The organism is Shinella sp. NM-101 (genome assembly GCF_021401195.1).
Taxonomy (GTDB): Bacteria; Pseudomonadota; Alphaproteobacteria; order Rhizobiales; family Rhizobiaceae; genus Shinella.
In genome coordinates this window covers 584,844-597,919 of the sequence record NZ_JACBFT010000001.1, presented here as the reverse complement: position 1 = coordinate 597,919, position 13,076 = coordinate 584,844, and the positions used below count along the sequence as shown (strand labels likewise).

General features: G+C 66.8%; 12 protein-coding genes. 7 read left to right on the top strand and 5 right to left on the bottom strand.

The features are described from left to right. Positions 1-3 precede the first annotated feature (3 nt). From L0976_RS02865 to L0976_RS02835, 7 genes are all read left to right on the top strand, one after another. Positions 4-1,383, top strand: a complete 1,380-nt coding sequence (locus L0976_RS02865; RefSeq protein WP_234186012.1) for a dihydroorotase family protein — start codon at positions 4-6, stop codon at positions 1,381-1,383. Then, a complete protein-coding gene (locus L0976_RS02860) occupies positions 1,383-2,660 on the top strand; it encodes a Zn-dependent hydrolase (protein WP_234186011.1) in 1,278 nt (425 codons plus the stop codon). Before L0976_RS02865 ends, L0976_RS02860 begins: the two co-directional genes overlap by 1 nt. Continuing rightward, on the top strand, positions 2,660-3,751 hold the full coding sequence (locus L0976_RS02855; protein WP_234186010.1) for a DUF917 domain-containing protein: 1,092 nt from the start codon (positions 2,660-2,662) through the stop codon (positions 3,749-3,751). The genes L0976_RS02860 and L0976_RS02855 overlap by 1 nt, the downstream gene beginning before the upstream one ends. A gap of 13 nt (positions 3,752-3,764) precedes the next feature. After that, complete coding sequence (locus L0976_RS02850; protein ID WP_234186009.1) at positions 3,765-4,094, top strand: TfoX/Sxy family protein; 330 nt, start codon at positions 3,765-3,767, stop codon at positions 4,092-4,094. 28 nt (positions 4,095-4,122) lie between these two features. Next, complete coding sequence (locus tag L0976_RS02845) at positions 4,123-5,781, top strand: urocanate hydratase (protein WP_234186008.1); 1,659 nt, start codon at positions 4,123-4,125, stop codon at positions 5,779-5,781. A 171-nt stretch (positions 5,782-5,952) separates the two neighbouring features. Then, positions 5,953-6,978 (top strand): glycoside hydrolase family 25 protein, encoded by a 1,026-nt coding sequence (locus L0976_RS02840; protein ID WP_234186007.1) that lies wholly within the window; start codon positions 5,953-5,955, stop codon positions 6,976-6,978. Between the two features lie 153 nt (positions 6,979-7,131). Continuing rightward, the gene (locus L0976_RS02835; protein ID WP_234186006.1) at positions 7,132-7,845 is read left to right on the top strand and encodes a L,D-transpeptidase; all 714 of its coding nucleotides are present in this window, start codon (positions 7,132-7,134) and stop codon (positions 7,843-7,845) included. A gap of 55 nt (positions 7,846-7,900) precedes the next feature. Here L0976_RS02835 and L0976_RS02830 read toward each other — a convergent pair whose 3' ends face one another. The 5 genes from L0976_RS02830 to L0976_RS02810 form a co-directional block, all read right to left on the bottom strand. Continuing rightward, positions 7,901-8,662: an SDR family NAD(P)-dependent oxidoreductase gene (locus L0976_RS02830; protein WP_234186005.1), complete on the bottom strand. Its 762-nt coding sequence runs from the start codon at positions 8,660-8,662 to the stop codon at positions 7,901-7,903. A gap of 3 nt (positions 8,663-8,665) precedes the next feature. Then, the gene (locus tag L0976_RS02825; protein WP_234186004.1) at positions 8,666-9,490 is read right to left on the bottom strand and encodes an ABC transporter permease; all 825 of its coding nucleotides are present in this window, start codon (positions 9,488-9,490) and stop codon (positions 8,666-8,668) included. Further along, a complete protein-coding gene (locus L0976_RS02820; RefSeq protein WP_234186003.1) occupies positions 9,490-10,356 on the bottom strand; it encodes an ABC transporter permease in 867 nt (288 codons plus the stop codon). Before L0976_RS02820 ends, L0976_RS02825 begins: the two co-directional genes overlap by 1 nt. 270 nt (positions 10,357-10,626) lie before the next feature. After that, a complete protein-coding gene (locus L0976_RS02815; RefSeq protein ID WP_234186002.1) occupies positions 10,627-11,793 on the bottom strand; it encodes a spermidine/putrescine ABC transporter substrate-binding protein in 1,167 nt (388 codons plus the stop codon). Between the two features lie 35 nt (positions 11,794-11,828). Next, the gene (locus L0976_RS02810; protein ID WP_234186001.1) at positions 11,829-12,908 is read right to left on the bottom strand and encodes an ABC transporter ATP-binding protein; all 1,080 of its coding nucleotides are present in this window, start codon (positions 12,906-12,908) and stop codon (positions 11,829-11,831) included. Positions 12,909-13,076: the final 168 nt, after the last annotated feature.

Genomic DNA, 13,076 nt, shown 5'->3' with positions numbered 1-13,076 from the left:
CCGATGGCCGATTTCGATCTCGTTGTGAAAGGCACCGTGGTTCTCGCGGACCGCATCGTAGACGGCGGGCATGTGGCGGTGCGCGACGGCAAGGTGGTGCATGTCGGCCAGGGCACTATGCCCGCGGCGAAGGAGCGGCACGATCTTTCCGGCGCGCTGATCCTGCCCGGTGCCATCGATGCGCAGGTGCATTCGCTCTCGCAGAAGAACCAGGAGGATTTCATCTGGTCGACGCGCTCGGCGGCGGCCGGCGGCGTCACGACCATCGTCGACATGCCCTATGACGAGGGCAACCTTGTCTGCTCGGCCGAGGCCGTGAAGCGCAAGGTGGACCATGCGGGGCCGCAGGCGCGGGTGGATTTCGCGCTCTATGGCACCGTCGATCCCGAGGAGGGGCCGGCGCGGATCGGCGAGATGGTGGAGGCGGGCGTCGCGGCCTTCAAGTTCTCCACCTTCGGCACGGATCCGAAGCGCTTTCCGCGCATTCCGGCCGCGCTGCTGGAGGACTGCTTCCGCGCCATCGCGCCGACCGGGCTGACGGCCGGCGTGCACAACGAGGACGACGAGGCGGTGCGCGCGGCGATCGCCAAGGTGAAGGCGGCCGGCATCACCGATTATCGCGCCCATGGCCTGTCGCGCCCGCCGCTGACGGAGCTGTTCGCCTCCAACCAGATCTACGAGACGGGGGCGGCGACCGGCTGCCCGGCGCATGTGGTGCATTGCTCGCTCGGCCGCGGCTACGAGATCGCGGCGGCCTACCGGGCGCAGGGGCACCGCGCGACCGTCGAGTGCTGCATCCATTACCTGACGCTCGACGAGGAGAACGACGTCGCCCGGCTCGGCGGCAAGGCGAAGATCAACCCGCCCATCCGCCCGCGCGCCGAGGTGGAAAAGCTCTGGCGGCATGTCGCTGCCGGCAATGTCACGCTGGTGTCCACCGACCATGTGAGCTGGTCGGAGGATCGCAAGACCGATCCGGACATGCTGGCCAACGCCTCCGGCGTGCCGGGGCTGGAGGTCATGGTGCCGCTCTTTATCAAGGGCGCGCTGGAGCGCGGCATCCCGCTGACGCGTGCGGCCGGGCTGATGGCGCTGAACCCGGCGCGGCATTTCCGGCTGGACCACGCCAAGGGCGCGCTCGAAGCCGGCAAGGATGCCGACATCACCGTGCTGACGCCCGAGCCTTACACCTATGATGCGGCGGCGAGCGGTCACAACGTCGTCGGCTGGTCGCCCTATAACGGCATCCGCCTGCCGTGGCGGGTGTCGGCCACCTGGCTGCGCGGCAGGCTCGCCTTCGACGGCACGACGGTGCTCGCCGAACCCGGCACCGGCGCCTTCGTGCGGCCGCTGCCGACGCTCGCCGTTGCGGGCGTCGTCTGATGGCCCGCGCGTCCAACCTGCCGGTCGATCCCGCCCGCATCGCGGATGTGATCGACGGGCTTGCCCTGATCACCGAACCAGGCCGGCCCTATACGCGGCGGGCTTTCTCCGCCCTTTTCCCGGCGGGGCGGGCGTTTCTCGAAGAGAAGTTCAAGGCCGCAGGTCTTGAGACGCGCATCGATGCGGCGGGCAATCTCGTTGCGCGGCGGGCAGGCAAAAAGCCCGGTCTCGGCACGATCATGCTCGGCTCGCATTCCGACACGGTGCCGGATGGCGGGCGCTATGACGGCATCGCCGGCGTCGCGGTGGCGCTGGAGGTGGCGCGGGCGCTGGCCGATCGGGGCATTGCGCTCGACCACGATCTGGAGGTCGTGGATTTCCTGGCCGAGGAGGTCTCGATCTTCGGCGTCTCCTGCATCGGCAGCCGTGGCATGGCGGGCGTGCTGCCGGAGGACTGGCTGTCGCGGCAGAGCGACGGGCTGACGCTGGAAGCGGGCATTCGCAATGCCGGCGGCGATCCGGCGCGCATTGCCGCAGAAGCACGAAGAGACATCGCGGCTTTCCTCGAACTGCATATCGAGCAGGGGCCGGTGCTGGAGACCGAAAGGCTCGACATCGGCGTGGTGACGGCGATTGCCGGGATCACACGCATCGAGATCGTCGTCGAGGGCCGGGCGGACCATGCAGGCACGACGCCGATGGGCCGCCGTGCCGATGCGCTCGCCGCCGCCGCGCGTCTGGTGACGGGCGTGGAAGCGCTGGCGACGTCGCTGGCGGCCGGGCCGGGGCATTTCACGGCCACGGTTGGGGAATTCGCCATCGAGCCGAATGCGGCCAATGTCGTGCCGTCGCGGGTGCGGCTGCTGATCGACGCGCGGGCGGAGGAGCGTGGGACGATGGAGGTCTTCGCGGCTTCCGTCGAGCAGCTCGCAGCGAACGTCGCGCGCGAGACCGGAACCGTCATCGCGCCGCCGCGCCGTATCTCGGACAACATGCCGACGCCGGGCGATCCGCTGGTGCTCGACGTTCTGGATGCGGCCTGCGCCGCGGCGGGGGCGAGCCACCGGCGCATGGCGTCCGGCGCGGGGCACGACACGGCCTTCATGGCGAAGGTGACGCGGGCGGCGATGATCTTCGTGCCGTGCCTTGGCGGGCGCAGCCATGCGCCGGAGGAATTCGCGGAAACGGACGACATCGCGCTCGGTGCGGCGGTGCTTCTTAACGCGGTGATTCAACTCGACGAGAAACTTCAGGACGTGATTCAGGAGAGCGTGTGATGGGCCGGATTTTAAAGGAAAAAGACGTCGAGGCGGCGGTCAAGGGCGGCTCCGTCTATGCCGCCGGCGGTGGCGGCTGGGCCGATCACGGGCGCATGCTGGGCCATGCGGCGGTCTCGATCGGCAAGCCGGAACTGGTGTCCATCGACGAGCTCTCCGACGACGACTGGGTGGCGACGGCGGCGGCCATCGGCGCGCCGGCCTCGACGACGCCCTGGGAAATGCGCGGCGTCGACTATGTGAAGGCGGTAGAGCTCCTGCAGGAGGCGCTGGGCGAGACGGTCGCGGCGCTGATGGTGGGGCAGAACGGCAGGTCCTCGACGCTGAACGGCTGGCTGCCTTCGGCCATCCTCGGCACGAAGGTGCTGGATGCCGTCGGCGACATGCGCGCGCATCCGACCGGCGACATGGGCTCCATCGGCATGGCCGGTTCGCCCGACGAGATGATCCAGACGGCCGTCGGCGGGAACCGCGAGGAGAACCGCTATATCGAGCTTGTCGTGCGGGGCGCGACGGCGAAGGTCTCGCCCATCCTGCGCACGGCGTCCGACATGTCCGGCGGCTTCATTGCATCCTGCCGCAACCCGCTGCGCGCCTCCTACGTGCGCAAGAACGCGGCACTCGGCGGCATCTCGCTGGCGCTTGATCTCGGCGAGGCGATCATCGCGGCGGAAGCCAAGGGCGGTTCGGCGGTCATCGACGCCATCGTGAAGACGACGGGCGGCGCGATCCTTTCCGAGGGCACGATCACCGACAAGTCCGTGGTCTATACGAAGGAAGCCTTCGACATCGGCACCGTGACGCTCGGCACGGGCGACAGCGCCTCGGTGCTGCATGTGATGAACGAGTACATGGCGGTCGAGTCTGCCGAGGGCAAGCGCCTTGCCACCTTCCCCGATGTGATCACCACGCTCTCGCCCGAGGGCGAGCCGCTCAGCGTCGGCCAGCTCGAAGTCGGCATGAAGGTCTTCGTGCTGCATGTGCCGAAGACGATCATTCCGCTCGCCTCCAGCGTCCTCGACCCGACCGTCTACCCCTCGGTGGAGAAGGCGATGGGGATCGAGCTCGCCCGCTATGCCCTGGCCAAATGACCGGGGGCGGATGATGGCGCGGGACAGGGAACTGGAGGACATCGTCCGCGCCGATCTCGGCTTTCGCGCCGGGCTCTCGGAAAAGCCGATGTTCGGCGGGCTCGCCTGGCTGCTCGACGGCCACCTTCTGTGCGGTGCAAGCAGGCAGGGCCTGCTGGTTCGCCTCGGCAAGGGCAATGATGCCTTTGCGCTCGCCATCGATGGCGTCGGCCCCGCGAGGATGGGGCAGCGGGCCATGGAGGGCTGGGTTCGCGCCTCGCCCGAAGCCTGCTCGGACGAGGTCCTGCGTCGCCGCCTGATTGGCGAGGCGATCGCCTTCGTCGATACGCTGCCGCCGAAGTAACACGACATATTCGCAAGAGGGACAAGCCATGCCCAAACCCAATCCGCGCCATCCGAATTACCCTATCCCGAGCGGCAACGTGCTGCGCGCAAGGGGCTGGCGGCAGGAGGCGCTGCTGCGGCTTCTGGAAAACGTGCTGGCGGTCGGCGAGGATCCGGACAACCTGATCGTCTATGCCGCGCTCGGCAAGGCGGCGCGCAACTGGGCGGCGCACAAGGCCATCGTCAAGGCGCTGAGCGAGATGGAGGAGGACCAGACGCTGGTCATCCAGTCCGGCAAGCCGGTGGGCCTGCTCAGGACCCATGCGAAGGCGCCGCTCGTCATCATGGCGAACTGCAACATCGTCGGGCAGTGGGCGAAGGCGGAGGTGTTCTACGATCTGCAGCGCAAGGGGCTGATCTGCTGGGGCGGCCTGACGGCGGGCGCCTGGCAGTATATCGGCAGCCAGGGCGTCATCCAGGGCACCTATGAAATCTTCATGCGCATCGCGGAAAAGCGCTTCGGCGGCAGCCTTGCCGGGCGCTTCATCCTGACCGCCGGCCTCGGCGGCATGGGCGGCGCGCAGCCGCTCGCCGGCCGCATGGCGGGCGCGGCGATCCTGTGCGTCGACATCGACCCGGAGCGGGCCGCCAAGCGCAAGGCGGTCGGCTATCTGGAGCATGTCGCGCCGGATCTCGACACCGCGCTCGCGATGATCGACACGGCCGTCAAGGAGAAGCGGGCGACGTCCATCGGCCTCGTCGGCAACGCGGCGGAAATCTATCCCGAGATCGCCCGGCGCGGCATCGTGCCCGACATCGTCACCGACCAGACCTCGGCGCACGATCTCGTCTACGGCTATGTGCCGAAGGGCATGACCCTGGAGCAGGTGAAGGACCTGCGCGAGGACGGGCAGGGCCAGCTCATGGCGGCGAGCCGCGCCTCCATCGTCGAGCATGTCTCGGCGATGCTGGAGTTCCAGAAACGAGGCGCCGAGGTCTTCGACAACGGCAACCTCATCCGCACGCAGGCGCGGGAGGGGGGCGTTGCCGATGCCTTTGACATCCCGATCTTCACGGAAGCCTATCTGCGGCCGCTCTTTGCGCGGGCCATCGGGCCGTTCCGCTGGATGGCGCTGTCAGGCGAGGAGAGCGACATCGCCCGCATCGACGACCTTGTGCTGGAGATGTTCCCCGACAACAGCATCGTCACCAACTGGATCCGCCTTGCGCGCGAAAACATTCCCTTCGAGGGGCTGCCGGCGCGCATCGCCTGGCTCGGCCATGGCGAGCGCACGGAGCTGGCGCTCGCCGTCAACCGGCTGGTGGCGGCGGGTGAACTGAAAGGGCCGGTCGCCTTTTCGCGCGACCATCTCGACGCCGGCGCCATGGCGCATCCCAATATCATGACGGAGCGCATGAAGGACGGTTCGGACGCCATTGCCGACTGGCCGCTGCTCGACGCGATGCTGCTCTGCTCCTCGATGGCCGATCTCGTCGTCGTCCATTCCGGCGGCGGCGGCTATGCGGGTTACATGACGAGCTGCGGCGTCACGCTCGTCGCCGACGGCACGGCCGACGGCGCGGAGCGGCTGGAACACGCGCTCACCAACGACACCTCGCTCGGCGTCATCCGCTATGCGGATGCGGGTTATGAGGAGTCCTTCGACGAGATCGGGAAGAAGGGCATCGGGCATATAAAGGCGTGAAGGGCGGCATTCGTTAATGGCAATTGTCAGGAACGGTGCGAGGTTTCCGATCTAAGTGATTGAAATGTCACTGTCGGCCGTAAACGTTGCATTTAACATTTCGCGGTAATCTTCCGTTAGCAATTCCGTCCGCGTGGACGGGGCTTCGGTTTGTTTTGCGTGCGAGTGCCTATGCGTCTTTCGGTCCTGACAGCGATCCTCCTCGGCTGCGCCTCCCTGGCCGGCTGTGCGTCGAGTGTGACCCCGGAAACGGTGTTGGCCGTCAAGCCGTCGCGCGAGACGACGAGTTCCGTCGCCAAGGGCGGCGGGCCGGTGCCGGAAGTCGCGGTCGGCCAGAGCAAGGTGAAGGCGGACGGCGCGCAGGAAATGCTCGCCTGGGCGGGTCCGGTGCCGGACAATCACGTCTTCGAGACGGTGACGAAGCAGGGCGCCGTTCCGGTCGAACGCCCGTCCGGCTCGGCGGCGACGGCCGAGATGCCGACGCTGCGCCTCGGCAAGCGGTCGCGCGTCTACAGCCAGCAGTTCCGCGACGCGCATCCTATCAATTTCGGCAAGCGCGCGCCGAAGCACTACCAGGTGCATGGCGTGGACGTTTCGCGCTGGCAGGGCGACATCGACTGGATGAAGCTGCGCACGCAGGGCGCCAACTTCGCCTTCATCAAGGCGACCGACGGCGGCGACCACCTCGACCCGATGTTCCAGAAGAACTGGCGCCTGGCCAAGGAGGCCGGCATCCGCCGCGGCGCCTACCACTTCTTCTACTGGTGCCGCGTCGCCAGTTCGCAGGCCGAATGGTTCATCCGCAACGTGCCGAAGGACCCCGACGCGCTTCCGCCGGTCATCGACGCCGAATACAATGGCGACTCCGCCTGCAAGAAGCGCCTGTCGCGCGCGAAATATGTCGAGAAGATCCGCGTCTTCGCCGAGATGCTGGAGCGGCACTACGGCAAGCGCCCGATCATCTACACGGCGCCCGATTTCTATGCGGACAATCTCTCCGGCGAACTGACGGAATATCCGTTTTGGCTGCGTTCGGTCGCCGCGCATCCCTCGCAGCGCTACCCGAACCGCCGCTGGATGTTCTGGCAGTATTCCGGCTCGGGCCTGTCGCATGGCGTGACGGGCAAGATCGACCTCAACGTCTTCGCCGGCAGCGAGAACGACTGGCACAACTGGCTCGCCGGGCAGTCGTCATAGGCGGGCATCGGCGCGGCCGTGTCGCCGGCGCAACGGCGTGCGGCGAAGATGGTGCAGTGCCGAAGATGTGATCCCTCCGCGCCTTGCCAGCGGGCCGGCCCGTTGGATAGCCATCCTGCATGAATATTCGGCTTGCAGGAGTTAACGTCGAGAATGTCTGAGATCGGTCTTATGTCGCGAAGAGCCTTCTTCGTGGGCGCTGCCGCGACGCTTGCGGGATGCGCAACCTCGGAGACGTCGGTCAGGAATGCCCCGATCCCCCGGAAGGTCAGCTATCCGATCGTGCCGGCGACGGACGAGGAACTGGCGGCGCGCTATGCCGCCGTCGAGGATGGCGGCCATCTCATCCCGGCGATCCCTTACAAGGAAATCGACCCGAGATATTACCGCCAGCGCGTGAAGGACCCGACCGGCGAGCCGGCCGGCACGGTGGTCGTCGATACGGCGGCGCGCTTCCTCTATGTCGTCGAGCTCGGCGGCACGGCGATGCGCTACGGCGTCGGCATCGGCCGCGACGGCTTTGCCTGGGAAGGCGAGGGCGTCATCCAGTGGCGCCAGCCGTGGCCGCGCTGGAAGGTGCCGGACGACATGATCAGGCGCCAGCCGAGCCTTGCGCGCTATTCCGTCGCGAACGGCGGCATGGACCCGGGCATCAAGAATCCGCTCGGCGCCCGCGCGCTCTATATCTTCCAGAACGGGCAGGACACGCTCTACCGCCTGCACGGCTCGCCGGAATGGAAGTCCATCGGCAAGGCCGTCTCCTCGGGCTGCGTGCGCCTCATCAACCAGGATGTGCTCGATCTCTACAAGCGCGTGCCCTATCACGCGCGCATCGTCGTCTATCAGGGCGGGATGGGGTCCGTCTGAGCAATTCCAGCAAAAGTGTGAAGCGGCTTTGCGTCCGGAATTGCGCTAAGCAGGCCTAGACCACGGTCTCCCCGCCGTCCACCACGAGAATCTGGCCGGTCATGTAGCTTGACCGGTCGGAGACGAGGAAGAGGATCGGTTCGGCGATCTCCTCGACATTCGCCCAGCGGCCCATGGGCACCTTTTCCCTTATATAGTCCTCGATGGCCCCGCGCCCGCCCATCTGGTCGATGAAGGGGGCGTTGAAGGGCGTGTCCACCCAGCCGGGGCAGAGCGCGTTGACGCGGATGCCGTGGCGGGCATAGTCGCCGGCCATCTGCTTCGTCATGGCGATGACGGCGTGCTTGGTCGTCGTATAGGCGATCATCTCGCGGTCGTAGAGGACGCCGGACGAGGAGGAGGTGTTGAGGATGACTCCTTTTCCCTGCGCTTTCATGGCCGGCATGACGAGGCGGGCGGCCATGAGATGGGCGCGCACGTTGAGGTTCCAGGAAAGATTCAGCCCGTCGAGCGGGACGCTTTCGAGATCGCCGGCGACCTGCGCGCCCGCATGGTTGTGCAGGATGTCGATGCGGCCGTGGCGCGAGAGCACGCCGGCAATCGCCATCTTCAGCTCCACGTCGTCGGTGACGTCGAGGATGACGGCCTCGGCCGTGCCGCCCTCGCTGCGGATGAAATCGACCGTCTCGCCGGCCCGCGTCTCGTCGCGGTCGGCGACGCAGACGGTCGCGCCCTCGCGCGCCATGATGCGCGCGCCGGCCCGGCCGATGCCGGAGCCCGCCCCGGTGACGATGGCGACGCGGTTCTTCAGGATCATCTGTTATTCTCCGGCAGGCGATTTCGTTTTCTTCTCCCGCATGAGCAGGCGGGCGACGAGGATGAGGAAGAGCGAGGCGACCAGCACCATCGTTGCGATGGCGTTGACCTCCGGCGTCACGCCGCGGCGGATCGAGGCGAAGACGTAGATCGGCAGCGTCGTCTTGGAGCCCGCGACGAAGAAGGCCACGATGAAATCGTCGAAGGAGAAGGTGAAGGCGAGCAGGAAGCCGGCCAGCACCGAGGGCAGGATCTGCGGCAGGACGATATCGCGGAAGGTGGTGAGGGGCGTGGCATAGAGATCGGCCGAGGCCTCGACGATGTCGCGGCCGAGCGTGGCGATGCGCGCCTTCACGATCATCGTCACGAGCGCCATGGTGAAGAGCCCGTGCGCGGCGATGATCGAGCCGTAGCCGAGGCCGAGCTGCGGCGGCTTGTCGCCCGGCCAGAGCGAGGCGATGGCCGGATTGACGACGCCGAAGACCGCGACGAGCGCGACCAGCGTCGCGATGCCGATGACGACGCCCGGCACGACGATGGCGGCGGCGAGCAGGCCGTCGAAGAGGGCGCGGGTGCGCGCGCCGAGGCGTTCCAGGCCGAGGGCGGCCATGGTGCCGAAGACGGCGGCGAGCGTGGCGCTGGTAAACGCGATGATCAGGCTGTTCTGCAACGCGGTGACGAGGAACGGATTGGCGAGCGCCTTGCCGTACCATTGCGTCGAGAAGCCGGTGAACTCGCTGGCATTGCGCCCCGCATTGAAGGAGAACAGCACGACCAGCGCGATGGGCGCGTAGAGGAAGAGATAGACGGAGGTTATCAGCGCGCGCATCAGACGAGGTCCACCTGTCTCGTGCCGGAGATTTTCCAGGCGATGCGCATGGCGACCATCAGCACCACGACCACGATGGCGACCAGCGTGACGGCGATGGCCGAGCCGAAGGGCCAGTTGCGCGATTGCAGGAAGAGGTCGACCAGCGCATTGCCGATGAAGAACACCTTGCCGCCGCCGAGAAGCTGCGGAATGAGATATTCGCCGAGCAGCAGGATCGTGACGAGCGCGACGCCCGTCATGACGCCCGGCAGCGAGAGCGGCAGGGTGACGGAGAAGAAGGTCGAGACGGGCTTCGCACCGAGATCGGCCGAAGCCTCCAGCAGCCGGCGGTCGAGCTTTTCGAGGCTGACATAGATCGGCATGATCATCAGCGGCAGGTAGCCGTAGACGATGCCGAGCAGCACCGCGCCGGGTGTGTTGAGCAGGCGCACGTTCTCGATGCCGATCATGTCGAAGAGGTTCGGGATGCCGCGCGAGCCGAGGATGTACATCCAGGCATAGGTACGCACCAGAAGGCTCGTCCAGAACGGCACGACGACCAGCGAGACCAGCAGCAGCCGGTGGCGCGGGCTCGCCTTGACGGCGAGGTAATAGGCGGTCGGATAGGCGACGAGCAGGCAGAGGAACGCGCCGACCGGCGCCAGCATCAGCGTGTTCCAGTAGGCGGCGGAACGGGCCGGCAGGTTGGCATATTGCGCAAAGGTGAAGGCCGCCTGATAGCCGCCCGCAGGTCCCCGTTCGCCAACGGAGAAGACCACCATGGCGATGAAGGGCAGCACCAGGAAGACGAACAGCCAGAGGGAGGCCGGCGCCAGCAGCGCCGTCGTCACCAGCCGTCTTTTCGCCGTCGTCGTCAGGGGCATTGCGTTGGTCCTGTTGCGAATTCTGCGAGGGTCGCCCACCGTTCGAAGTCGAACGCTGAGAGTGCTGCTGGTTAAGTCCCTCCCCCTTTGTGGGGAGGGATTTAGGGAGGGGTCTTGCCGTAACGCCCCGGCTTCGCGGGGCCACCCCCTCTGCCTGCCGGCATCTCCCCCACAAGGGGGGAGAAGGAGGAGGCTTGCTCACCATTCCATAATGAATGCTAACGGAGCGGCACGGTAAGCCCCTCCCCCTTGTGGGGAGGGGCCTTTCCGTTACGCCGACTTGAACCGCGCCATCAGTTCCGCCCGCGCCGGGTCGGTGAGCGTCACGGCGGCGCCGAATTCCAGCGGGGTCAGCGCGGCCTCGTCCGGATAGACGATCTTGTTGCCGGTGATCTCGGCCGGCAGCAGGGCGATGACGCGGCTGTCGGTGGTGGGCGCGCCGTTGGCGATGTGCTCCTTCACCGCATGCTGCGGGTCCATCAGGTAGTTGAGCAGCGCATAGCCGGCCGGCTTGTTGGCGGCCGCCGTCGGCACGGCGTAGAAGTCCGACCAGATCTCGCCGCCGTCGGAGCCGAGCGTGAAGTGGATTTCCGGGATGTCGCGGTTGAGCTGCGCGCCGTCGTTGGTCCAGCACATGGTCATCCAGGCGTCGGTGGCGCGCATGGAGGGCTGGTAGTCGCTGTTGATGGCGTAGAGGTGCGGCTTGACCTTGATCAGCAGCTCCTCGGCCTTGGCAAGCTCCTCGGGCTTGACCGAGTTGAAGGAGAAGCCGAGCGAGACGAGGGCGTTGCCGATGGTGGTGAGCTGGTAGTCGTGCACCATGGCGCGGCCGTCCGCCTCGGTCATGGCGATCTCGAAGAATTCCTTCCAGCTCGTGACCCTGGACTTCACCTTGTCGGAATTGACGGCGATGCCCGTCGTGCCCCAGTTCTTCGGCAGCGCATAGACCTTGCCGTCGACGGTGCCCTCGTTGGTGAAGCGCGTGTTCTGGGGCTTCTGGTCGAAGTTCGGCACCCTGGAGAGGTCGAGCGGGTCGATCAGGCCGAGGCCGGCATAGGTGGAGATCGTGTAGTTGGTGGGAACGAACAGGTCCCAGCCGGTGCCGCCGGCCTGGAGCTTGGCCAGCATCTCCTCGTTCGAGCCGAAGACGTTGACCTCGACGGCGACGCCCGTCTCGGCGGTGAAGGCCTCGAAGGTCGCGGGGTCGTGATAGTTCGGCCAGGTGGCGATGGACATGGCCGAGCCGAGGTCTTCCTGCTGCGCATAGGCGGCCGAATTGAAGAGGCCGGGCTGGCGGGCGAGCACGGCGGCGGCAAGGCCAAGGCCTGTGACGCCGAGGAAGTGGCGGCGCGTGACGGAGCCGCGCTTCAGGCGCATGAATTCTTCCGTCAGCTCATGGGCGCTGATCGGGGCATTCTCTCTGAACCATTTCGACATCACACTGTTCCCTTGTGTTTGGGGCCTGTTTCCCCTCAGGCCGGAAAGATATGCGCTGTACCGGGATCGAAGCTGATTGCGACCCGTTCGCCCGGCGCGACGAGGTCGTTTTCCGATTGATTGTGGCGTTCGGCGGTGACGAGGAGGTCGCCCAGCCCGTCGATGGCGATGGAATATTCGGCGGCCGAGCCGAGGAAGATGCGGTGGGTGACGGTGCCCTCCAGCGTCGTCGCGCCCGCCGCGCCGCGCGCAAGGCGGATCGCCTCCGGGCGGAGCGCCACGGTGACGGCGCCCGGCTGAAGATCGCCACGCGGGGCGGGCAGAGCCGTGCCGTTGCCGAGGCGGATGGTGCCGCCGGCCTCCAGCGTGCCGTCGAAACGGTTGGTCTTGCCGACGAAATCGGCGACGAAGAGATCGGCCGGGCGGTCGTAGACCTCCTGGGGCGTTGCGAACTGGCGGATGCGGCCGGCGCTCATGACGCAGACGAGGTCGCTCATCGACAGCGCTTCCTCCTGGTCGTGGGTGACTAGAACGAAGGTGATGCCGAGGTCGCGCTGGAGCGTCTGCAGCTCGATCTGCATGGCGGTGCGCAGCTTCTTGTCGAGCGCCGCCAGCGGCTCGTCGAGGAGAAGCACGGAGGGCTTGTTGACGAGGGCGCGGGCGAGCGCCACGCGCTGCTGCTGGCCGCCGGACATCTCATGGATGCGGCGCCGGGCGAAGCCGGAGAGGCGCACCATCTCCAGCGCCTCGCCGACGCGGCGGGATATCTCCTCGGCCGGCAGTCTCGGGCGAAGCTGCTTCAGGCCGTAGGCGACGTTCTTCTCCACGTCGAAATGCGGGAAGAGCGCATATTGCTGGAAGACCATGTTGACGGGGCGGCGATAGGCCGGCACGCCGTTGGCGATAGTGCCTGATATCAGCACCTCGCCCTCGCTCGGCTGCTCGAAGCCGCCGATCATGCGAAGGCAGGTCGTCTTGCCGCAGCCGGACGGGCCGAGCAGCGCGACGAAAGCACCCTTCGGCACGGAAAGGTTTATGTCGGAGACCGCGGTCACCGCGCCATAGCGCTTGGTCACCGACCGGAACTCGATGTCGTTCGTGGAGGCGGATGTCACGTCTGTTCCCTGCGGTTGTTGCGTCGAAGCGATCTTCATGCCGCTTTAGCCACCGTCGGGGAGGATGCTAGTCAGCCGCCGGTGGGCGGTATATACCCCGAGAGAGGTATTTTATCCGTAAACCGGCTATGGAAGGAGTATATCCCGGCGTGGCGAAAAACGTGCGCC

What these genes read in the sequence shown, in the direction of transcription:
- L0976_RS02830 (WP_234186005.1), bottom strand. Translation starts at nt 8,662, where the DNA reads ATGATCCTGAAGAACCGCGTCGCCATCGTCACCGGGGCGGGCTCCGGC.
- L0976_RS02835 (WP_234186006.1), top strand. Translation starts at nt 7,132, where the DNA reads ATGTCTGAGATCGGTCTTATGTCGCGAAGAGCCTTCTTCGTGGGCGCT.
- L0976_RS02820 (WP_234186003.1), bottom strand. Translation starts at nt 10,356, where the DNA reads ATGCCCCTGACGACGACGGCGAAAAGACGGCTGGTGACGACGGCGCTG.
- L0976_RS02825 (WP_234186004.1), bottom strand. Translation starts at nt 9,490, where the DNA reads ATGCGCGCGCTGATAACCTCCGTCTATCTCTTCCTCTACGCGCCCATC.
- L0976_RS02840 (WP_234186007.1), top strand. Translation starts at nt 5,953, where the DNA reads ATGCGTCTTTCGGTCCTGACAGCGATCCTCCTCGGCTGCGCCTCCCTG.
- L0976_RS02865 (WP_234186012.1), top strand. Translation starts at nt 4, where the DNA reads ATGGCCGATTTCGATCTCGTTGTGAAAGGCACCGTGGTTCTCGCGGAC.
- L0976_RS02815 (WP_234186002.1), bottom strand. Translation starts at nt 11,793, where the DNA reads ATGTCGAAATGGTTCAGAGAGAATGCCCCGATCAGCGCCCATGAGCTG.
- L0976_RS02860 (WP_234186011.1), top strand. Translation starts at nt 1,383, where the DNA reads ATGGCCCGCGCGTCCAACCTGCCGGTCGATCCCGCCCGCATCGCGGAT.
- L0976_RS02845 (WP_234186008.1), top strand. Translation starts at nt 4,123, where the DNA reads ATGCCCAAACCCAATCCGCGCCATCCGAATTACCCTATCCCGAGCGGC.
- L0976_RS02855 (WP_234186010.1), top strand. Translation starts at nt 2,660, where the DNA reads ATGGGCCGGATTTTAAAGGAAAAAGACGTCGAGGCGGCGGTCAAGGGC.
- L0976_RS02850 (WP_234186009.1), top strand. Translation starts at nt 3,765, where the DNA reads ATGGCGCGGGACAGGGAACTGGAGGACATCGTCCGCGCCGATCTCGGC.